The following is a 20,245-nucleotide window of genomic DNA, read 5'->3' as shown; positions in this document are numbered from 1 at the left end:
ATAGACGGGCGCTACAGGCACTTTTGAGTGTTCAATCAGGCAGGGCGCTGCAGCAGATACTGCTGCAGATGCGGGGCCCCCAGGGGCCGGCTGAAATAGAAACCCTGGGCTTCATCACAGCCCTGTTCGCGCAGGAACGTCAGCTGATGGGCGGTTTCTACCCCCTCGGCCGTGGTGCGCATGCCCAGCGCCTGCGCCATGCGGATGATGGCGCTGACGATGGCGCGGTCGTTGCCGTCATGGTCCAGGTCGCGCACGAAGGACTGGTCGATCTTCAGCCGGTAGATCTGGAATCGCTTGAGATGGCTCAGCGACGAATAGCCGGTACCAAAGTCATCCATCGACAGGCGCACGCCTTTGGCGTGGAGCTGGTCCATCGTCGCGATCGCGGCGTGGGGGTCCGCGACGGCCACGTTCTCGGTCAGCTCCAGCTCCAGCAGGTGGGGCTGCACTCCGTACTCGGCGAGAAGCCGGTCCACCAGCTCCAGCAACTGCGGCTGGCGGAACTGCACGGCGGACAGATTCACTGCCATCGTCAGGGCCGGAAGTCCCTGGTTATGCCAGGTGCGCAACTGCGCCAGCGCCGTGCGCAGCACCCACTCGCCAATGGGCAGGATTTGCCCAGTGTCTTCTGCCACCGGAATGAATTCTGCCGGCGATACCGCGCCCAGCTCTGGGTGATGCCAGCGCAGCAGCGCCTCCACGCCGCAGACCCGGCCCGTCGCTATAGACACCTGGGGTTGGTAATGCAGCGACAACTGGTTGCGCTCCAGAGCCCGCCGCAGCGCGTTGGTCAACTGCAGCGCTCGGGCCGACTGCGCCTGCATCGTGGGCGTGAAGAACCGGTAGCTGTTGCGTCCGTCCGCCTTGGCGCGGTACATCGCGGTATCGGCCGACTGGATCAGGGTCTCGAAATCGCTCCCATGCTCAGGAAAGAGCGCAATCCCCATGGACAGGGCCAGCGACAATTCATGGTGCTGGATGTGCACCGGCTGCAGGGCTGCTTCCTGCATCTTGGCCGCAACCCGCGCGGCGCCTTGCGCGTTGGCGCCGGGTAGCAGGAGCACGAACTCGTCACCCCCTAGACGCGCCACGGTGTCCCTTTGCCGCACCGTGGTGCGCAGGCGCTGTGCGATTTCCACCAACAGTGCATCGCCGATGCGATGGCCCAGCGAGTCGTTCACGTGCTTGAAGTTGTCCAAGTCCAGGAACATCACGGCCAGGGGCGCACCGGACTCTTGCGCGTGGCGGATCGCGTCCTGACCGCGCTCGGCCAGAAGGACGCGGTTGGGCAGTTCGGTGAGCGCGTCGTAGTGCGCCATCCAGTAGATACGTTCCTGGTCGCGTTGACGGTCCTGGATCTCGCGGTGCAGGTTGCCCACTGTCTCCTGCAACTCGCGCGTGCGGTCGCGCACTTGCTGCTCCAGTTCGCCATGCATGCCCGCGAGCTGCCTCTGAATGCGCAATCGCTCGCTCACATCCATCACGATCCAGATGGAGCCCTGCGCGACATTCGACGGATCGACGGCCTTGCTGCGTACCTCACATTCAATGGCGCGCCCATCGCGGGTGCGCAAGACCATCTGGCCTTCGAAGGCCTGTCCCTGCACCAGCGGCGCATAGCAGCGCACCCCGGCCTCGTGCCAGTCTTCGTCGCTCAAATACCACCGCCGCGACGAGGACCCTGCCAGTTCGCCCGGGCCGTACCCCAGGATCTGCTCGAAATGGCGGTTGCACCGTGTCATGCGCCGCTCTTGCAGGAAGACGATGCCCACCATGGCACTGTCGAACAGCACCTGCTTTTCCCACAAGGCCGCCTGCAACTGCGCCTGAGCGCGCTTTTGCTCGTCGATGTCGTCGATGATCCAGATGGACCCTTCGCGGCTGTCCCGGGGGTTGATCAATCGCCCGGTGAGGTGCGCCCAGAACAGTTGGCCGTCGCAGCGTTTCAGCTGGCGCTCCGTGCGATACGCCTGACCGCGCGCGAGGGTCGGATAAGCGGCGCGGCCGAGTTCGCGGAACGCTCCCCGGCTTGGGTGCAGGGCTTCGCTGCTTCGGCCAATCGCGTCTTCGGGCGAGGGTAGGCCGAAGATCTCGGCGCAGCGCTGGTTGCACCGCACCAAAGCGCGGTTGCGAATGAACACGATCCCGACACCCGCGCTGTCCAGCAAGGTCTGCTGTTCCCGCAGGACGCGCTGCATCGCCCCGGGAGAAACCTGCCCTGGGTCCTGCGCCAGGGCGGTGGACGGGTGCGACATGGACCAGCAGTCCGAAGATGGTGACGTTGGAAATCCTGATTTGTAGCAAATTGTATTAGCGGCGGGGCGTTTTCGGCCATCTCTTTTTGGCAGGGTTAGTCCCATGACACAAAGTCGCCACGAAGGCGACACCGCGCCGTCACGGGCCGTATGCACAGTCATGTCCAAGGAATGCGGTGCTCCGGCATCTTCGGGCAGGCACGCGTGGTCCTTGCGACATCAGGAGTGCCAATGAGCGACTTGCCGAACCCCACCATGCCCTTGAGCCCCGTGACCCTTCCCAGGGGGTCACTTCACCGCCCACGCAGCACGGAAGGTGTGGGCCACGGTGCAGCGTCGCACGGCGGTGTGGAGGTGGCCTGGGCGCGGCATCTCGATGAAGTCCGTGAAGCGCAGCGGTTGAGATTCGATGTCTTCGCTTCGGAAATGGGCGCACGTCTGCAGACCGCGCTGCCCGGCCATGATGTGGACCTCTTTGACGACTACTGTGAGCATCTACTGGTGCGCGACACGCAGTCGCGGCAAGTGATCGGCACCTACCGGGTCTTGACGCCTGCGCAGGCCCAGCGCGTGGGCAGCACGTATAGCGATACCGAGTTCGACCTGACGCGCCTGCGCGGCCTGCGTGAGCGCATGGTGGAACTGGGCCGCAGTTGCGTTCACCCCGACCATCGCCATGGCGGCGTCATTCTTGCGCTGTGGGGCGCACTGGCGGACTTCATGGCCCGCAACCGGCTGGACACGATGATCGGCTGCGCCAGCATCCCGATGCTGCACGGCGGCATTGTCACGGGCGACGTGGCCGCCAGCATCTGGCACCAATTGCGCCAGACGCATCTCGCGCCCATCGAATACCATGTCTTGCCCCGCTTGCCGCTGCCTGTCGAGCACCTGGACAGCAGCATGGATGTGGAGCCGCCAGCGTTGATCAAGGGCTATTTGCGCCTGGGTGCCAAGATTCTGGGAGCGCCTGCCTGGGACCCGGATTTCAACACGGCCGACCTGCCCATGCTGATGCGCCTGGTGGATCTGCCCCCTCGCTACCGGAAGCACTTCCTGGGACATTGACGAGTACGCCTTCGGAAAGGTATCCCGAGCAACGCATGACAGAAACAAGTCAATGTCATGAATTTGTCATTGGCATGGCGAATACTGGCAGTCACTTCTTCTTCTATGTGCTCCCATGTCCTCTTCCGTGACTCCGTCCGCTGTCTCTCGCCAGATCGACGAGGAACCGGATACCGGCGTGGAAAAGAAGGGGGCCGCCGCCGCTCTGCCGGTTCCCGTGGGTGGCGTGCCGTTGCTGGACCGTGACCACAGCATTCTTGCTTTCAATGAACGGGTGCTGGACTGGGCTATGCGGGAAGACGTGCCGCTGCTGGAGCGGCTGCGCTACCTGTGCATCGTTTCTTCCAACCTTGACGAGTTCTTCGAAGTACGTGCCGCTGCCCATCTTGCCGCGGCGGACAGTGGTGAAGCCAAGCAAGGCTACAGCCTGCATTCGTTTGAGGCGCTGGCACGCAAAGCCCACGATCTGGTCGAGCGGCAATACGCCCTGTACAACCATTCGCTGATTCCCGCGTTTGCCGCGCAGGGCATACGCATGGTCTCGCATGGCGAGCGCACGGCGGCGCAGCGGCGGTGGGTGCGTGAGTATTTCCAGCGCGATGTGCGCCCGCTGCTCATTCCGGTGGGGTTGGATCCGGCGCACCCATTTCCCCAAGTGGCGAACAAATCCCTGAACTTCATCGTGCGCCTGCGCGGCAGCGATGCCTTCGGGCGTGAAAACGAGATCGCCATTGTCAAGGTGCCGCGCGTATTGCCGCGCATCATGCGCCTGCCCGCACATGTGGCGCCCACGGGCATGCAGTTCGTCAGCCTCTCCAGCATCATCCGCACGCACCTGGTGGACCTGTTTCCGGGCCGCGAGGTGTACGAATTTTCGCAGTTCCGCGTCACCCGTCACTCGGACCTCGCTGTGGATGAGGAAGACGTGCGCAACCTGCGCACCGCCCTGCGGCAGGGACTGCAGCAGCGGCACTTCGGTCAAGCGGTGCGCCTGGAGGTGTCTTCCGGTTGCTCGCGATTCCTGGCCGAATTCCTGCAATCCCAGTTCGCTCTGCCTGCCGCGGCGCTGTACCGGGTGCATGGCCCTGTCAACCTGGTGCGGTTGGTGCAGATGGTGGAACTGATTAATGTGCCAGCCTTGCTGTTCCCTCCGTGGCGCCCGGCATGGCCAGTGCAATTGCCGCGCTCCAGCTCCATCATGGCGGAGCTGCGCCGCAGAGACCTGCTCATCCACCAGCCTTTCGAGAGTTTTGACGGAGTGCTGGCATTCCTGCGCGAAGCGGTCAACGATCCGCAGGTGCTGGCCATCAAGCAGACCATCTATCGCACGGGCTCGGATTCGGAACTCATGGAGCTCCTGCGTGAGGCGGTGCGTCGCGGCAAGGAAGTGACGGCAGTCGTGGAACTGAAGGCACGCTTTGACGAGGAGGCCAACATCAACTGGGCCGAAGCGCTGGAGTCCATCGGCGCGCAGGTGGTGTATGGCGTCGTGGGCTTGAAGACCCATGCCAAGATGCTCTTGGTGACGCGCCGCGAAGGAGGGCGCCTGCGGCGCTACGGGCACCTGTCCACTGGCAATTACAACCCACGCACGGCCCGGCTCTATACCGATCTAAGCTATCTGACGGCGGATGCGGACCTGACGGCGGACATGGATCTCGTCTTTGACCATCTGGCCAATCAGAACCGGCTGCCACCGCTGAAGCAGTTGGTCATGGCGCCCTTCGACCTGCACTCGTTCCTGTTGGAGCAAATTGAGCAGGCAGGGCTGGCGGCTGAGCGCGGCGAGGGCGGCCGCATCGTCGCCAAGATGAACGCGCTGACCGATGAGGCATTGGTGCAGGCGCTCATCCGCGCGGGCCAGCGTGGCGCAAGCGTTGACCTCATCGTGCGCGGCGCATGCATCCTCCCCGCACAGGTGGCGGGCGCCACGGAGAACATCCGGGTGCGTTCCGTCATCGGTCGCTTCCTGGAGCACACGCGCGTGTTTTACTTCCGCAGCGGTACGCGGGAAGACCTTTACCTGTCCAGCGCCGATTGGATGAACCGCAACATGCTGCGCCGCGTGGAACTGGCGTGGCCGGTGACGGACAAGAAGCTGCGCCAGCGCATCATTGACGAATGCCTTGTGGCCTACCTGCACGACAACCGTGATGCGTGGAGCCTGGAGAGCGATGGCAGTTATTCCCGCGCGCCGCATGTGCTGGATGGCGCGGGAGCCCAAAATGCCCTGATGGCGCGCTACGCCCCCGTAGCTGCGCCCGTGCCCCGGAAAGAAAGCGCATGACGGATCTCATACTTTGGCGCCATGCCGAGGCGGAAAATGCCGGTGAGAACGAAGACGACCTGGACCGGCCGCTGACGCAGCGTGGCGAAAAACAGGCGGCGCGCATGGCGGTGTGGCTCGATCGCCAACTGCCCGACGGATTGCGCGTGCTTGCCAGCCCCGCACGGCGCACTGAGCAGACCGCAAAAGCACTGGGCCGCAAATACAAGCTGCGTGCAGAACTGTTGCCGGGCGGACAACCCGATGAGCTACTGGAACTGGCCCAGTGGCCGCGTTCGCGGGGGGCAGTGCTGGTAGTGGGCCATCAGCCAATGCTGGGGCAAACGGTGGCGCGGCTCCTGGGATTGCGTGCCGATGAATGTTCCATCCGCAAGGGAGCTGTGTGGTGGCTGCGCCATCGGCAACGACAGGATGCCAGCGAGACCATCCTGCTTGCGGTGCAATCGCCCGAATTCCTGTAGCTGGAGCGCAGGACAGGGCAGGGCAGGCGATCTTCCAACCTGCCTTGCAAAGCAGACTATTTCTTGTCCGACTTAGGGCGCCCGGTCTTGATTGCGGGTATGGACTGCATTGCCTTTTGCAGGGTGGCATCGTCCAGTTGCGACAATACCTTGAGGCCGGCCCGCAGTAACTCGCTCTTCTTGGCAGGCGTCGACAAGCGGGCCGTGCGTTCCTTCAGCGTTTCGATGACGGCGTACTCGTCCTTCGGGATGGTGAAGCTATCGCGCACCAGCTTGGGCTTCTTGGCCTTCATGTCTTTTTCTTTGTCGGCCACAGATGGTGCTGCCTTGGTGGCCGCCTTGAGGGGCGCTTTTACGTGTGCCTTGGAAGGCTTTGCCGGCGACCTCTTCGGCGAAGCCGCTGGCGCTTCTGTTGCCAGATCTTTTGCCGGAGCTGGAGCAGGGGCCTGCGCGGCCGGGGCCGCTGTGTCGGTAGCGGGAGTTCGTGCCATATACCTTGCCTGACTGAAAAACGATATAAACAGTTTATATCGTTTTATGTTGCGGCGCCATCACATCAAGAAAGCTCGGTCACGAATTCCCATGGCGTTTTTTGCCATGCATCGGATTCTTCCCGCAGCAGGTGTGCAGACTGCGGATAGGCCGCTGCCCAGCCGGTGCGCGACTGCACGGTACAGCGGCGGCCTTCCACCTGCAGATGGATACCTTCTACGTCTGGAGGGCGCCGCGCGTGGCACAGGGCCACTGCCGCGCGCAGGCACATGAGCTGCAAGGCAAAGACCGGATCGGCGAGATTCGCGGCTTCCAGCTTGCGCACCTTTCCCCGGTGGCCCAGCACCAGGAGCCCCAGATGGTGCAGTTCGGGCAAGGCAAAGCCGGCTGCATCCGTATGGTCCAGGATGTAGGCGCCGTGATGGTGGTAGTCGCTGTGTGAAATGCGGCACCCGATCTCGTGCAGGCAGGCGGCCCAGCCGAGCTTGCGGGCGGCACGTTCGCTGCCTTGCGGGGAAGCCTCGCGGAACAGGCGGCAGGCCAGTTCGGCAACGCGCTCGGCATGGGCGTGGTCCACCGTAAAACGGTGCATGAGCGAGCGCACGGTAGCTGAGCGCAAATCCGTTTCGGGCTGGTCGCGGTCCAGAAGATCGTAGAGGGCACCTTGGCGCAGGGCGCCTTGCGCCACGGTCATGCGTTCGATATCCAGCAGATCAAAGATCGCACGCACGATGCTGACGCCCCCTCCAATCACCGCCTTGCGGTCGTCCTTGAGGCCGTCCAGTCGCAGGCGGTCTACATGGCGCGCACGCATCAACTGGTCCTGCAGCCAGTCGAGGCCCTCACGGCGGATCACACCCTCCTCACCGCCGGCGGCAGCAAGGATGGAGCCAACGGCCCCGACGGTGCCTGATGAGCCATAGGCCACATCCCACGTCTGGCGCCGGTAACTGTCCATCGCCTCGTCCAGCACGGCCTTGGCGGCGATTTCAGCGGCTTCGAAAGCGTGGCGCGTGAAGGAACCGTCAGCGAAGTAGCGGGCAGACCAAGCCACGCTGCCCACGCGGTAGGACGCCACGGTACCTGGCGTGAACTGCTGCCCCAGAATCAATTCCGTCGAGCGACCGCCGATGTCCACGACCAGGCGCTTTTCGTCGGATTGCGGCAGCAGTCTTGCCACGCCCTGGTAGATGAGCCGCGCCTCTTCAGGCCCGGATACGACGTCGATGGGAAAGCCCAGAATCCGGCTTCCTCGGGTAATGAATTCTTCCCGGTTGCGTGCCTCGCGCAAGGTTTGCGTCGCCACCGCACGGACATGAGCGGCTGGAAAACCCGCAAGCCGCTCTGCAAACCGGGCAAGGCAATCCCAGCCACGCTGCATGGCGTCCTGCGTGAGGTTGCGGTCCTCATCGAGGCCGCCGCCCTGGCGAACGGTTTCTTTCAGGTATTCGACACGGCGGATCTGCCCGTGTTCGAGGCGGCCGATTTCCAGGCGAAAGCTATTGGAGCCCAGATCCACGGCTGCCAGCAGTATTCCATCTTGCATGGGGATGCACGCTGTGCGCAGGTTTTCCAGCGGTGCAGCATAGCATCGGCGCCGGGGAGAAAACGACTGCAGGGCGGCCACGTCTCAGCCCACGATGCGTCCGTCGGCCGTGAGCATGCTTTGTGTGACGTGGGTATTGGCCAGGCGTCTGTCTTCGTAGGCCACCAGGTAGCCGCCGACCTGGATTTCTACGCGTTTACGCAACGCGGCGAGAACGCTGGCGCGTGTGACCGGCCCGGTCACCGATTGCAGCACCTCTGCGGTATACCGTGCGGCGATGAAGCCCGCCAGCCCCTGGGGCGAGGGGGGCTCGTCGTAGAGCTTGGCCATGACCTCGCGGTAGTTGCGCACGATGGACATGCCGTGCGATACCAAAGGAACCGGTTGCGTGGCGATGACGGAAATGCCGCGCGGAATGCCGCCCAACTGCGCCAGCACCTGCAGATTCGCATCGGCAAGGGCCACTACATAGCATTGCCGGCCCTGGGGCAGGGTCAGGTGTCTTACATATTCGTGAAGCTCCGGAGTGCCCCCGATGAACAGCACGATGGCGGGGGGAATTCCGCGTTGCTCCTGGGGCGAGAGGGGCTGGATGCGCAACCCCATGGCCTTGCCCACTTCGGTGACCAGACCCTGCAACTGCTGCTGGAGTGTCGCATTGGCGTAGACCGCACCTGCCTGTTGCACTCCCATGACCGCGAGAGAGCGAATGGCATGGGTCATCTGGGCACGGTAATTGGGAAAGATGGGAAAGACGGTGTCGCTGTCGTCCTTCCATTGCCGCAAGAGCCAGGGTGCCAGGTGGGCCAGTGCGGCCTCGCCCGTCTGAAGGGTGGCGATGGCGGCCGCCGTGCTGTCCCCCACGCACCCGGACAATGCCACACACGCGGCGTTGTCGTATGCCGCCTTCCAGGCCGTGCGAACTGCGGCAGCCGACCCGTCGGTCTCCACCACCACATGCTGGACGGAGCGGCCGCGAATGCCGCCGCCACGAGCGTTCAGGTCCGTCCATGCAGCCCGGGACCCGATCAGGAAGTCACGGCTGACGTCCTGGTTCTGTGGCGACAGATCCACGATCTGTGTGACTGCGAGAGCGCGTTGCTCCTGCGCCCGCGCCACGGGCGCATATGCCGCTGCGCCGATGGCGCAGGCAGCGCCCGCCGCCTTCAACAGGGCGCGCCGCTGCAATCGCAGGCTGCAAGAAAGAGGAGGATGCATGGTCTGGAAGGACAGGTTGGCGTGGAACGGCTTACTTCTTGCGGGGAGGCACCAGCACGCGATCAATCACGTGCACGACACCGTTGCCCGCCTTCAGGTCGGCCTGTTCCACCAGGGCGTCCTCCACGGTCACAAAGTCTGCGGCGCGTGCCAGATCAATGTCCGAGCCCTGCAGGGTCTTCAGCTTGCCGGCCTTGGCGCTTGCGGTGACGTGTGCCGGCACGATGTGGTAGCTCAGCACGGCCTTCAGCTGTTCCTTGTCGTTCTTGAGGGCGTCGCGCGTCTTCGCAGGAAGCGCCTGGAAGGCTGCATCGCTGGGGGCGAAAACCGTGTAGGGGCCGGAGCCGTTCAGCGTGGCTGCCATGCCTGCGTCGGCGACCAATTGGTTGAAGGTGCTGAGGTTCTTGGTCTTGGCAACCACGTCGCCCACCGTGTTAGGGGCAGACGCGGGGGTAGAGCAGGCGCCCAGGGTCGCGACGATCGCGAGGGCCAGGGTGGTTTGAAGAGTCAGGCGACGGAACATGTGGTTCTCCCGAAGAGGTGTGTTTGTTACCGACTGTTGTCGGTGGCGGGAGCGTACGTTCCCCTTGCGACAGTTCCGTGACAAGGAAGTGGGGCAGCGCTGCGGACGGTGTATGACGGTCAAGAATGAATGTCACGGTGATGTCACAAACGGCTTCTAGAGTCGCAGCATTGAGTTTTTTCAACCAAGAGGTCTCTTCCATGAAACTCTCCGCGATTCGCGTTCTGGTGTCTGGTGTTGTGGCAATGGGCGCGTTTTCTGGCGCCTGGGCACAGCAGGAAGCAACGGGCGCTGGCGCCAGCTTCCCTGCACCCCTGTATTCCAAGTGGGCGGCCGACTACAACAAGGCCACGGGCGTCAAGATCAACTACCAGTCCGTCGGCTCGGGCGCCGGTCTGCGTCAGATCGAGGCCAAGACGGTTGATTTCGGCGCTTCCGATGCGCCCCTGAAAGACGAAGAATTGGCCAAGAAGGGGCTCGTGCAGTTCCCTACCGTGATCGGCGGTATCGTTCCCGTGGTGAACATCAAGGGTATTCAGCCCGGCCAACTCAAGCTCAACGGCCAACTGCTCGGCGACATCTATCTGGGCAAGATCACCAAGTGGAACGACGAAGCCATCAAGGCCTTGAACCCGGGCCTGAACCTGCCTGATGCCGCCATCGCCCCGGTGCGCCGTGCCGATGGCTCCGGCACCACCTTCGGTTTCACCAACTACCTGAGCAAGGTGAACGCCGAGTGGAAGGCCAAGGTGGGCGAAGGCACTGCCGTGAACTGGCCCACCGGCGCGGGCGGCAAGGGCAACGAAGGCGTGGCCGCGTTCGTGGGACGCCTGCCCAACTCCATCGGCTACGTGGAGTACGCCTACGTGAAGCAAAACAAGCTGACGTTCGCGCAGATGCAGAACAGCGCTGGCAACTTCGTGTCGCCTGATGAGGCCACCTTCAAGGCCGCCGCCGCGGGTGCGGAGTGGACCAAGAGCTTCTACCAGATCCTGACGAACCAGCCCGGCAAGGATGCATGGCCGCTCACCTCGGCCACCTTCATCCTGATGCAGAAGTCGCAGGACAAGCCGGTGCAGGCTGCTACGGCACTGAAGTTCTTCGAGTGGGCATACAAGTCGGGCGACAAGACCGCCTCTGACCTGGACTATGTGGCCATGCCGGAAAATGTGAAGGCAGTGATCATGAAGTCGTGGGGCGAGATCAAGGACACTTCGGGCAAATCCATCGCCCTGAAGTAAGCTGACACGGTGGCCCGCCCTCCCGGGTGGACCACCGGTTCCCCTGTTTTACAAGGCAATCAGACGTGTCCAGTACCATGCCCGTCCACGAGGCCCCGCCGCTTGATGCGGCTGTTGGCGCATCCAGGGGTTCCCCCCCGCCCCGTACCACCCTGTTTTCCGGCGTGATTGCCGATCGCATCTTCGGCTGGTTGGCGCGCGGCGCGGCCGTGCTGACCCTGGCGCTTTTGCTGGGCATCATGGCGTCGCTCGTGCACGGTGCCTGGCCATCGATCCAGCAGTACGGCCTGGGCTTCCTGACGAGCAGCGTCTGGGATCCCGTACAGAACGAGTACGGCGGCCTGGTGATGGTCTACGGCACCCTGACGACCTCCATCATCGCGCTGTTGATCGCCGTGCCGGTCAGTTTCGGCATTGCGCTGTTTCTGACGGAGCTTTCCCCTGCATGGCTCAAGCGTCCTCTGGGAACGGCCATCGAACTGCTGGCGGCTGTGCCTTCGATCGTCTACGGCATGTGGGGCCTGATGGTGTTTGGCCCCATTCTTGCCACTTATGTGCAGCAGCCGCTGCAGTCGCTGTTCCACGGCGTGCCTTACCTTGGCGCGCTGGTGTCGGGGCCGCCCGTGGGTATCGGCATTCTGTCGGCCGGCATCATCCTGGCCATCATGATCATCCCCTTCATCGCGTCGGTCATGCGCGATGTGTTTGAAGTCACTCCCGCGCTGCTCAAGGAGTCCGCCTACGGCCTGGGCTCCACCACCTGGGAGGTGGTGTGGAAGGTGGTGCTGCCCTATACCAAGTCCGGTGTCCTGGGCGGCATCATGCTAGGGCTGGGCCGTGCGCTGGGCGAGACCATGGCCGTCACCTTCGTGATCGGCAATATGAACCAGCTGAATTCACTGTCCGTGTTCGAGGCGGCCAACAGCATCACCTCCGCGCTGGCCAACGAATTTGCCGAAGCCGGCGAGGGCCTGCACCAGGCGTCGTTGATCTATCTGGGACTGGTGCTCTTCTTCATCACTTTCGTGGTGCTGGCCTTGTCCAAGCTGCTGCTGGCGCGCCTCAAGAAAAACGAAGGGGCGCGCGCATGAGCACGTCGCAAAAACTCATCTCCGCGGCCGAGCTGGCCCAGGTGCGCCAGGCGCGCTATGCGTCGCGCAAGCGCCTGAACCAGATCGCATTGACGCTGTCGCTTCTGGCCATGGCGTTTGGCGTGTTCTGGCTGGTCTGGATCCTGTGGGAAACCATCCGGCTGGGTGTGGGCGGGCTGAGCGTGGCGCTGTTCACGCAGATGACGCCCCCGCCCAACGAAGCCGGTGGTATCGCGAACGCGATCTTCGGTTCCTTCGTCATGGTGCTGCTGGCGACGTTCGTGGGCACGCCCATCGGCATCATGGCGGGCGTCTACCTTGCGGAATACGATGCACGCGGCTGGCTGGCATCCACGACGCGCTTTGTGAATGACATCCTCCTGTCCGCACCCAGCATCGTGATCGGCTTGTTTGTTTATGCCGTGGTGGTCGCCCAGTTCAAGAGCTTCTCGGCCTACGCCGGGATCATGGCCTTGGCGCTCATCGTCATCCCCGTGGTGATCCGCACCACCGAAAACATGCTGATCCTCGTTCCGGCCAGTCTGCGCGAGGCGGCCTACGCTCTGGGCACGCCCAAATGGAAGGTCATCACCATGGTGACGCTGCGCGCGGCCCGCGCCGGCGTGATCACCGGCATATTGCTGGCGGTGGCACGCATCGCAGGCGAGACGGCGCCCCTGCTGTTCACTGCACTGAACAACCAGTTCTGGAATGGCGACCTGTCCAAGCCCATGGCCAGCTTGCCGGTGACCATCTTCAAGTTCGCCATGAGCCCCTATGAGAACTGGCAGCAGCTCGCCTGGGCTGGCGTGTTCCTCATCACCCTTGCGGTGCTGGGCCTGAACATCCTGGCCCGCGTGGTCACGCGCCAAAAGTAACTATTGCCTCCGGAAGACATTCATGCCCTCCACCAAGACCTCCGCGCCCGTGCAATCCAAGATCACGGTCCGTGACCTGAACTTCTATTACGGGAAGTTCCATGCCCTCAAGAGCATCAACCTCGACATTCCCGAGAAGAAGGTCACCGCCTTCATCGGGCCGTCGGGCTGCGGCAAATCCACGCTGCTGCGCACCTTCAACCGCATGTTCGAGTTGTATCCCGAGCAGCGCGCCGAGGGGCAGATCATCCTCGACGGCGAGAACCTGCTCACCAGCAAGCAGGACGTGGCGCTGATCCGCGCCAAGGTGGGCATGGTGTTCCAGAAGCCCACGCCGTTTCCCATGTCGATCTACGACAACATCGCCTTTGGCGTGAAGCTTTTCGAGAGCCTGAGCGCGAGCGACATGGACGACCGCGTGGAATGGGCGCTGCGCAAGGCGGCCTTGTGGAATGAGGTCAAGGACAAGCTGGACCAGAGCGGCGCGGGCCTGTCCGGCGGCCAGCAGCAGCGCCTGTGCATCGCACGCGGCATCGCCATCAAGCCGGAAGTGTTGTTGCTCGACGAGCCCTGCTCGGCGCTGGACCCCATCTCGACCGCCAAGATCGAGGAATTGATCGCTGAACTGAAAGACGACTACACCGTGGTCATCGTCACGCACAACATGCAGCAGGCGGCGCGCTGCAGTGACTACACCGCCTATATGTATTTGGGCGACCTGGTGGAGTTCGGGGACACAGAGCAGATGTTCTTCAAGCCGCAGCGCAAGGAGACAGAGGACTACATCACGGGCCGCTTCGGCTGATGGAGGTACGAGACATGGCAGACAAACATCTTTCTTCACAGTTCGACAGCGAACTGAACAACATTTCCTCCCGCGTCATGGAACTGGGCGGCCTGGTGGAGTCGCAGATTCGCCAGGCCATCTATGCGCTTTCCCACTTCAACCTGGAAGCCGTCGAACAGGTGGAGCAGTTGGAGCGCCGCGTGAACGCCATGGAGGTCGAGATCGACCATGAGCTGGCTTCCGTCATCGCGCGCCGCCAGCCCACCGCACGCGACCTGCGCCTGCTGATGGCCTTCTCCAAGGCCATCGCCAATCTGGAGCGCATGGGTGACGAGGCCACGCGCATGGCGCGCATGGTCAAGTCCATCATCGAAAGCGGGGCCGCCCGTTCGCTACCGTCCAGCGACCTGCGTGTGGCGGCCGACCTGGCTTCGGGGCTCCTGCGCAAGGCGCTGGATGCGTTTGCCCGCCTGGACACCAAGGCCGCTGTTGCCATCCTGAAGGAAGACGATCTCATCGACCGGGAGTTCGACGGTTTCGTGCGCAAGCTCATCACCTACATGATGGAAGACCCGCGCACCATCTCCGCCAGCCTGGACCTGCTGTTCCTGGCCAAGGCCATCGAGCGCATCGGCGACCATTCCAAGAACGTGGCCGAGCTGATCATCTATCTCGTCAAGGGCAAGGACGTGCGCCACACGGCGCTGGACGAGATCGAGTCGGCCGTGGCCTGAGAAAGGCGGTGAACCGATGAAGAAGCTTCCCCGGGTACTCATCGTCGAGGACGAGTCCCCCATCGCAGAATTGGTGGCCGTGAACCTGCGCCACAACGGCTTTCAGCCCATCTGGGCGGAAGACGGCGAGTCGGCGCAGCGCGAGCTGGACGCGGTGCTGCCCGATGTCATCTTGCTGGACTGGATGCTGCCGGGCCAAAGTGGCCTGCAACTGGCACGCAAGTGGCGTGCCGACAGCCGCACCAAGCAGATCCCGATCCTCATGCTGACGGCGCGCGGTGACGAGCCCGACAAGGTGGCCGGGCTGGATGCCGGCGCCGACGACTACATCACCAAGCCGTTTTCCACGCAGGAACTGCTGGCGCGCATCCGCGCCGTGCTGCGCCGGCGTGCGCCCGAGCAGGTCAGCGACAGCGTCTCTATTGGTGAACTGGTGCTGGATGCGGCCACGCATCGCGTCAGCTACCAGGGCCAGCAGCTCAAGGTCGGGCCGACAGAGTTCAAGCTGCTGCACTACCTGATGAAGCACCCGGAGCGCGTGCACAGCCGCGCGCAACTGCTCGACAAGATTTGGGGGGACCACGTCTTCATCGAGGAGCGCACGGTGGACGTTCACGTGAAGCGCCTTCGCGAAGCATTGGGTGTGGGCGGCGCCATGGTGGAGACCGTGCGCGGAGCGGGTTACCGGCTTACCGCGCAGCCGCAGGCACTCATGCGGGCGTAACGGCGAGCGCGCCTCGCCCCGTGTTTTTTCAGGCGTCCGTATCATGTGCGGGCGCCTTTTTTGTTCCTGACCTGAGCCCTGCGGCCATGCTCCTGCGCTTCTGTTTCTTTCTGCTGTGCCAACTGATCGGCGGTGCGCTGGGCTGGTGGCAGGCGGGCCCCTGGGGTGCCGGCATCGGCGCCTGTTTCGCCGCATGGTTGTGGTTTGCCTGGGATCTGTGGCGCGGCGCGCGCGTGCTGAACTGGTTGCGCCAAGGAGACCCCACGCAAACGCCACGCCTGAGCGGCCTGTGGGGAGAAGCAGCGGACCGCGCACGGCGCCTGGTGCGCCAGGGCCAGTTGAAGGCGCAGGCTGGCGATGCGCGCCTGCAGGAAATCCTCCAGGCGCTGCAGGCATCGCCCAATGGCGTGATGCTGCTGGATGCCGAAGGCCATATCGAATGGTGCAACCAGATGGCCGAGGAACACTTTGGCCTGGATGCGGAGCGTGATGCGCAGCAATCCATCGGCAACCTCGTGCGGGACCCGGACTTCAGTACCTACTACGCGTCCAAGGACTACACGCGCGACGTGGTGCTGCCCGGACGCGCCAGCACGCCCTCGCGGCCGGTGCGCGTATCGGTGCACCTGCACCCGTATGGCGATGGCCGCAAGCTGCTGCTGTCACGCGACGTGACGGCGCTGGAGCAGGCCGAGGCCATGCGGCGCGACTTCGTCGCCAACGTGTCGCATGAGATCCGCACCCCGCTCACCGTGCTGATGGGCTTTGTCGAAACCCTGCAGACCCTGCAGCTCAGCAACGAGGAGCGTGCGCGCTACCTGCGCATGATGTCGCAGCAGGCCGTGCGCATGCAGAACCTGGTGCAAGACCTGTTGACGCTGTCGCGCCTGGAGGGAAGCCCTCCGCCCAGCATGCACGAATGGGTCGCGGTCTCGACGCTGCTGCGCCGCTGCGAGGACGAGGGGCGCGCGCTCTCGGCCCTGCTGACGCAGAACCAGCCCGGCAAGCTTCACCAGATCACGTTCCCCACGGCCGAAGCAGCGCAGGCGGCCGGGCAGGTGGCCGGCAATGCGGCCGAGCTGCAAAGCGCCCTGGCCAACCTGGTCAACAACGCCGTGCGCTACACGCCACCCGGGGGCAGCATCACCGTGGCGTGGGACGTGGAGCCTGATGGCAGCGCCCGTTTCATGGTGCGCGACTCAGGGCCTGGCATTGAGCCGCAACACCTGCCGCGCATCACCGAGCGTTTTTACCGCGTGGACCGCAGCCGCTCGCGCGACACGGGCGGCACGGGCCTCGGACTGGCCATCGTGAAGCATGTGGTGCAGCGCCATGGCGCAGCGCTGCAGGTGGCCAGCGTGGTGGGGCAGGGCTCGACGTTCACGGTGGTGTTTCCGCCGTCGCGCCTGCGGACGCCGCCGCGCGGCCTCAGCGGTGGGGGTCCTGCCGTAGCGGCGGAGCCGCCCGGCGTGTCTGCAGCCTGAGCACGCCCAGCAGCAGGGCCGTGAAAATCAACGCCGTCGCGCCTAGAGCGGCAGCGCTGGCGGCCCAAAAAGGCGAAGGGGAATGCATCGGCCCCCAACCCGCCAGGCCGCGGTAGGCCAACACGTAGCCTCCATACAGTCCCACGCCCCACAGCAGCACGCAATAGACCGCCAATGGCGCCAGCGTGATGCGGTAGCTGCGCAGCACGAAGATGCACAGCGTCTGCAGGGCATCCGCCACATGGTAGGCGGCCACCCATACTGCCAGCGCGCCAGCCATGGCGACGACTTCCGCGCTGGTGGAGTACAAGGCCGTGATCGTGTCTTTTGCTATTAATAATATAGCTGCTAGCGCACATCCCATAAGCGCTGCAAGCCAAAAACCCTTCAAGGCGACGGCAGCGGCCTGGTGCTCGTTCCCCGCGCCACGCCAGAAGCTCACGCGGGCGCTTGCGGCAATGGCCAGCGACAAAGGCACCATGTAGAGCACGGCGGCGAGGTTGGAAGCGATCTGGTGCGCAGCCGAGGCCAACGCCCCCTGGCGTGCGATGAACAGCGCCATCAGCGTGAAGGAAGTCACCTCCACCAGGATGGACAAGCCCGCTGGCAGGCCCAGCCGCAGAAAGCGCGCAATCTGCGCGGGGTCGGGCCGCTCCAACGGGCGCCACAGCCGCAGCGGGCCGTACATCGTGTGGCGACGCAGCATCCACCAGCCCAGCAGCATCAGGCCGTAGTTCACGGCCAGCGTGGCCCACGCGCAGCCTGCAGCACCCTGCGGCGCCAGACCGGCACCGCCGAAGGTGAACCAGACCGAGAGCGGCACTTTGACCGCCAGCGAGCCGACCTGCAGCCAGGTGACGAGCTGCGGGTGCCCCAAAGCCTGGTTGAGGGTGCTGTAGATGCGAAACAGCAATGCAGGCGGCAGGCCGAACGCGAGGATGGCCAGGTAGGCTTGCACCTCGCCGCGCAGCGCCGGCGGCACCTCGGTCCATTGCAGGAGTGGGCCTGGCGACAGCAGCACGGCCATGCCCAGCACCGCGGCACCCGCCCACAGGTACAGCGACTGGCGCACGCTGGCGCCCATGCCGGCCTGTGCGTTCGCGCCGCGCTGCTCGGCCCAGATGGGCAGCAAGGCCTGCAACACACCCATGAGCGCCACGTACACGCTCACGAACACGGCTGAGCCGATGGAGAGGGCGGCCAGGGACTCCTGCGAATGGCGTCCGGCAACGATGGTGTCGGTGACCCCGAAGGCCATCACCGCAAGCTGCCCGGCCAGCACGGTGAGTGCGTGCCGTGCAATGGTGGACAGCTCGGACATCAGCGCTTGCGGGCCGCGCGGCGCAGCACCAGCATGCGGTCGCCGCGGTCCGTGGGGCGGCTGACGCTCGCCATCTCCTGCCACTGCGCTGGGGGCAGCAACGCGCTCACCAGCGGTGCGGCGGAGGCGTCTGCGATGACCCAGTCGCACTGCGCCAGCTGTTCGGTGGGCACCATGTGCAGCTGCCCATGGTGCAGCAGCGCGGCCAACTGCGCACGGTTCAGCCCGTAGCCGACCACGCAGCTGTCGCGGTCGGTGATGGCGGCAGCCACGCCGGCCACCTGGGGTGCGAAGCTGCGGCCATAGTTCAGCAGCGGCAGCCACAAGGTCATCATGAGCAGCCAGCCCAGCGTGGCGCCGCCTGCGGGCAACACCAGGCTGCGCCAGATGACGGGGCGGTTGCGTGCCGCGCGCCAGACCACCAGCAGGCACCACGCAGCCGTGGCGGCCAGCGCCACGCCGAAGGCCAACAGCGAGAACGACGGCACGTAGCCGGGCGCCAGCTTGGCCACGTTGGCCGCGGGCTTGGCCGGCACCCCTGTCTGCACCGCCAGCCACACCACCCAGATACCGATGGCCGAGGCGCTGAAGAACAGCAGGGTGAACCAGTCGATCAGCGCTGCGATGCTGCGCCGCAGCGTCGGCAGCGCAAAGGCGGCCAGCGCCGCCAGGGCGGGCAGGCCCAGCAGCAGTGCGCGGTCGGCCGGCTGGGTGGTCAGTGTGGCTGTCACGGCCACGAGGGCAAACCACAGCGGCAGCAACAGGTGCCGGTGCCATTCGCGGCTGAGGATCTGCTGCCGCCAGCGCCACAGCGTCCACAGCGTGAGGGGCCAGGCGGGCCAGCTGAACCAGATGAACAGGCGCACCAGGCTTTGCCACTGTTTCAGATCTTCGAAGCGCACGATGCGCCAGCGCCATAGGTCCAACTGCAGCGCCAGCGCGGCAGCGGCCACTGTGGCGGCCAGCAGCACGCCCCCTGCCACTGCGCGGCTTCGCAGTGTCGCGCCGCGCGTGCAGGCCACCAGCCAGGCACAGCCCAGGCCCAGCAGCACTGCGAGCGTGGGGGCGCCGCTGAGCACCAGCCCCAGCAGACCGGCAATGGCGGTGAAGGTGGGCCACGCCGTGCGCCAAGGCATTGCGGAGCCAGCGTAAAACAGCAGCGCGGTGCAGCACAGCTGGGTGAGGTAGCTCGTGGTTTCATGCGACAGCTGGGCCAGTCCCAGGCAGGCGATGAAGGCCAGCAGGCCGGCGTCGGCCATGGCGCGGGCATAGTCGGCGGGCTGCGCCTCGCCGCCGAAGGCAAAGGCCACGGGCTGTGCGCCGGGGCTGCGCGCCAGGTAGTACACGCTGTACCAGGTGGCCGCCAGGGTCAGCAGCAGCAGAGCGACGAACGGCAGGCGCGCGGCAAGCTCCGCCGGCAGCCAGCCGTCCAGCGCCTGGATGGCCCACGCGCCCAGCCAGTAGGGCAGCAGTCCGTCGCCATCCGGCGGCACGCCCACCAGCAGCGGGTCCATCCAGGAGGTGCGCCCGAGGGCCAGTTCGCGCATGTAGCCGAACGAGGCGATGTCCGCATTGCGCCACGGGTCGCGCCCCACGAAGCCGGGAACGGCATAGGCCAGGCACAGCAGCAGCAAGGCCCAACGCGGCAGCGGGCGCACGGCGCTCTGGGCAACGATGGCGGGGGTCGGGTGTATCACGCGGACGGGGGGAAATGGCGTTGGGCCGAGGATAGCGGAGTGCGCAATAAAAAAGGCAGCGCGGAGAAGCCGGGCTGCCTGGTGTGTGCAGGTGCGGCGAATGGGTTCGCCACCTGCCTGCACGGGCCTGCACGGGGCAGGCCTTGCTGCTTACTTCGCTGCGGTCTTGCCGAAGCGGTTGCGGAAACGCTCCACGCGGCCGCCCATGTTGTCCACCGACTTTTGCGTGCCGGTGTAGAAGGGGTGCGATTCGGAGGACGTGTCCAGCTTGTACAGGGGGTATTCCTTGCCTTCGAAGGTTTCGGTTTCCTTCGTGTTCACGCAGGAACGGGTCACGAACTTGAAGCCGTTGGACAGGTCAACGAACAGCACTTCGCGGTAATTGGGGTGGATGCCTTCTTTCATGATCTTCTTCCTCAAGTCAGCGGGAGCCGC

General features: G+C 64.7%; 18 protein-coding genes. 10 read left to right on the top strand and 8 right to left on the bottom strand.

Translation table 11 applies throughout. The features are described from left to right. Nucleotides 1–35: 35 nt before the first annotated feature. Nucleotides 36–2,258 carry an EAL domain-containing protein gene (locus tag I3K84_RS05485; protein WP_196995660.1) on the bottom strand — a complete coding sequence of 741 codons (2,223 nt, stop codon included), beginning with the start codon at nt 2,256–2,258 and terminating at the stop codon, nt 36–38. Nucleotides 2,259–2,489: 231 nt separating this feature from the next. Here I3K84_RS05485 and I3K84_RS05480 point away from each other — a divergent pair, with 231 nt between their 5' ends. The 3 genes from I3K84_RS05480 (at nt 2,490) to I3K84_RS05470 (ending at nt 6,074) form a co-directional block, all read left to right on the top strand. Then, nucleotides 2,490–3,326, top strand: coding sequence for a GNAT family N-acetyltransferase (locus tag I3K84_RS05480; protein WP_172206702.1), 837 nt, complete (start codon nt 2,490–2,492; stop codon nt 3,324–3,326). Between the two features lie 115 nt (nt 3,327–3,441). Then, on the top strand, nt 3,442–5,613 hold the full coding sequence (ppk1, locus tag I3K84_RS05475) for a polyphosphate kinase 1 (protein ID WP_196995659.1): 2,172 nt from the start codon (nt 3,442–3,444) through the stop codon (nt 5,611–5,613). Next, on the top strand, nt 5,610–6,074 hold the full coding sequence (locus tag I3K84_RS05470) for a histidine phosphatase family protein (protein WP_011805583.1): 465 nt from the start codon (nt 5,610–5,612) through the stop codon (nt 6,072–6,074). Before ppk1 ends, I3K84_RS05470 begins: the two co-directional genes overlap by 4 nt. A 56-nt stretch (nt 6,075–6,130) precedes the next feature. Here the strand turns inward: I3K84_RS05470 and I3K84_RS05465 are convergent, their stop codons facing one another. The 4 genes from I3K84_RS05465 to I3K84_RS05450 form a co-directional block, all read right to left on the bottom strand. Beyond that, nucleotides 6,131–6,565, bottom strand: coding sequence for a hypothetical protein (locus tag I3K84_RS05465; RefSeq protein WP_041838820.1), 435 nt, complete (start codon nt 6,563–6,565; stop codon nt 6,131–6,133). 65 nt (nt 6,566–6,630) lie between these two features. Then, entirely contained in the window at nt 6,631–8,112 is a 1,482-nt protein-coding gene (locus I3K84_RS05460) for an exopolyphosphatase (protein WP_011805581.1), read from the bottom strand. 84 nt (nt 8,113–8,196) lie between these two features. Beyond that, the gene (locus tag I3K84_RS05455) at nt 8,197–9,330 is read right to left on the bottom strand and encodes an ABC transporter substrate-binding protein (RefSeq protein WP_123676406.1); all 1,134 of its coding nucleotides are present in this window, start codon (nt 9,328–9,330) and stop codon (nt 8,197–8,199) included. Between the two features lie 31 nt (nt 9,331–9,361). After that, on the bottom strand, nt 9,362–9,853 hold the full coding sequence (locus I3K84_RS05450; RefSeq protein WP_196995658.1) for a fasciclin domain-containing protein: 492 nt from the start codon (nt 9,851–9,853) through the stop codon (nt 9,362–9,364). Nucleotides 9,854–10,053: 200 nt separating this feature from the next. Here I3K84_RS05450 and pstS point away from each other — a divergent pair, with 200 nt between their 5' ends. The 7 genes from pstS to phoR all read left to right on the top strand — a co-directional run bounded on the left by pstS (nt 10,054) and on the right by phoR (nt 16,792). Further along, nucleotides 10,054–11,094 (top strand): phosphate ABC transporter substrate-binding protein PstS, encoded by a 1,041-nt coding sequence (gene pstS, locus I3K84_RS05445; protein ID WP_088886974.1) that lies wholly within the window; start codon nt 10,054–10,056, stop codon nt 11,092–11,094. Between the two features lie 77 nt (nt 11,095–11,171). Next, on the top strand, nt 11,172–12,185 hold the full coding sequence (gene pstC / locus I3K84_RS05440; RefSeq protein WP_011805577.1) for a phosphate ABC transporter permease subunit PstC: 1,014 nt from the start codon (nt 11,172–11,174) through the stop codon (nt 12,183–12,185). Beyond that, nucleotides 12,182–13,063 (top strand): phosphate ABC transporter permease PstA, encoded by an 882-nt coding sequence (gene pstA / locus I3K84_RS05435; protein ID WP_011805576.1) that lies wholly within the window; start codon nt 12,182–12,184, stop codon nt 13,061–13,063. The genes pstC and pstA overlap by 4 nt, the downstream gene beginning before the upstream one ends. Before the next feature lie 22 nt (nt 13,064–13,085). Further along, entirely contained in the window at nt 13,086–13,868 is a 783-nt protein-coding gene (gene pstB / locus I3K84_RS05430) for a phosphate ABC transporter ATP-binding protein PstB (RefSeq protein WP_011805575.1), read from the top strand. A gap of 14 nt (nt 13,869–13,882) precedes the next feature. Beyond that, nucleotides 13,883–14,584, top strand: a complete 702-nt coding sequence (gene phoU, locus I3K84_RS05425; RefSeq protein ID WP_011805574.1) for a phosphate signaling complex protein PhoU — start codon at nt 13,883–13,885, stop codon at nt 14,582–14,584. A 16-nt stretch (nt 14,585–14,600) separates the two neighbouring features. Further along, nucleotides 14,601–15,308, top strand: a complete 708-nt coding sequence (gene phoB / locus I3K84_RS05420) for a phosphate regulon transcriptional regulator PhoB (RefSeq protein WP_103737599.1) — start codon at nt 14,601–14,603, stop codon at nt 15,306–15,308. An 86-nt stretch (nt 15,309–15,394) separates the two neighbouring features. Continuing rightward, a complete protein-coding gene (gene phoR / locus I3K84_RS05415; protein WP_196995657.1) occupies nt 15,395–16,792 on the top strand; it encodes a phosphate regulon sensor histidine kinase PhoR in 1,398 nt (465 codons plus the stop codon). Here phoR and I3K84_RS05410 read toward each other — a convergent pair. The 3 genes from I3K84_RS05410 to I3K84_RS05400 form a co-directional block, all read right to left on the bottom strand. Further along, nucleotides 16,737–18,113, bottom strand: a complete 1,377-nt coding sequence (locus I3K84_RS05410) for an MATE family efflux transporter (RefSeq protein ID WP_172206707.1) — start codon at nt 18,111–18,113, stop codon at nt 16,737–16,739. The genes phoR and I3K84_RS05410 overlap by 56 nt on opposite strands. Then, nucleotides 18,113–19,810, bottom strand: a complete 1,698-nt coding sequence (locus tag I3K84_RS05405; RefSeq protein WP_011805570.1) for a hypothetical protein — start codon at nt 19,808–19,810, stop codon at nt 18,113–18,115. Before I3K84_RS05405 ends, I3K84_RS05410 begins: the two co-directional genes overlap by 1 nt. Before the next feature lie 150 nt (nt 19,811–19,960). Continuing rightward, the gene (locus I3K84_RS05400; protein ID WP_011805569.1) at nt 19,961–20,215 is read right to left on the bottom strand and encodes a type B 50S ribosomal protein L31; all 255 of its coding nucleotides are present in this window, start codon (nt 20,213–20,215) and stop codon (nt 19,961–19,963) included. Nucleotides 20,216–20,245: the final 30 nt, after the last annotated feature.

The organism is Diaphorobacter sp. JS3051, from assembly GCF_015832135.1.
GTDB classification, from domain to species: Bacteria; Pseudomonadota; Gammaproteobacteria; order Burkholderiales; family Burkholderiaceae_C; genus Diaphorobacter; species Diaphorobacter nitroreducens.
Note: the sequence above shows the minus strand (reverse complement) of the source record. Positions and strands in the feature narration are given on the sequence as shown.

Bases quoted from the DNA above. Each gene is read 5' to 3' on its own strand.
- I3K84_RS05485 (WP_196995660.1), bottom strand. From the start codon at position 2,258: ATGTCGCACCCGTCCACCGCCCTGGCGCAGGACCCAGGGCAGGTTTCT.
- I3K84_RS05480 (WP_172206702.1), top strand. From the start codon at position 2,490: ATGAGCGACTTGCCGAACCCCACCATGCCCTTGAGCCCCGTGACCCTT.
- ppk1 (WP_196995659.1), top strand. From the start codon at position 3,442: ATGTCCTCTTCCGTGACTCCGTCCGCTGTCTCTCGCCAGATCGACGAG.
- I3K84_RS05470 (WP_011805583.1), top strand. From the start codon at position 5,610: ATGACGGATCTCATACTTTGGCGCCATGCCGAGGCGGAAAATGCCGGT.
- I3K84_RS05465 (WP_041838820.1), bottom strand. From the start codon at position 6,565: ATGGCACGAACTCCCGCTACCGACACAGCGGCCCCGGCCGCGCAGGCC.
- I3K84_RS05460 (WP_011805581.1), bottom strand. From the start codon at position 8,112: ATGCAAGATGGAATACTGCTGGCAGCCGTGGATCTGGGCTCCAATAGC.
- I3K84_RS05455 (WP_123676406.1), bottom strand. From the start codon at position 9,330: ATGCATCCTCCTCTTTCTTGCAGCCTGCGATTGCAGCGGCGCGCCCTG.
- I3K84_RS05450 (WP_196995658.1), bottom strand. From the start codon at position 9,853: ATGTTCCGTCGCCTGACTCTTCAAACCACCCTGGCCCTCGCGATCGTC.
- pstS (WP_088886974.1), top strand. From the start codon at position 10,054: ATGAAACTCTCCGCGATTCGCGTTCTGGTGTCTGGTGTTGTGGCAATG.
- pstC (WP_011805577.1), top strand. From the start codon at position 11,172: ATGCCCGTCCACGAGGCCCCGCCGCTTGATGCGGCTGTTGGCGCATCC.
- pstA (WP_011805576.1), top strand. From the start codon at position 12,182: ATGAGCACGTCGCAAAAACTCATCTCCGCGGCCGAGCTGGCCCAGGTG.
- pstB (WP_011805575.1), top strand. From the start codon at position 13,086: ATGCCCTCCACCAAGACCTCCGCGCCCGTGCAATCCAAGATCACGGTC.
- phoU (WP_011805574.1), top strand. From the start codon at position 13,883: ATGGCAGACAAACATCTTTCTTCACAGTTCGACAGCGAACTGAACAAC.
- phoB (WP_103737599.1), top strand. From the start codon at position 14,601: ATGAAGAAGCTTCCCCGGGTACTCATCGTCGAGGACGAGTCCCCCATC.
- phoR (WP_196995657.1), top strand. From the start codon at position 15,395: ATGCTCCTGCGCTTCTGTTTCTTTCTGCTGTGCCAACTGATCGGCGGT.
- I3K84_RS05410 (WP_172206707.1), bottom strand. From the start codon at position 18,113: ATGTCCGAGCTGTCCACCATTGCACGGCACGCACTCACCGTGCTGGCC.
- I3K84_RS05400 (WP_011805569.1), bottom strand. From the start codon at position 20,215: ATGAAAGAAGGCATCCACCCCAATTACCGCGAAGTGCTGTTCGTTGAC.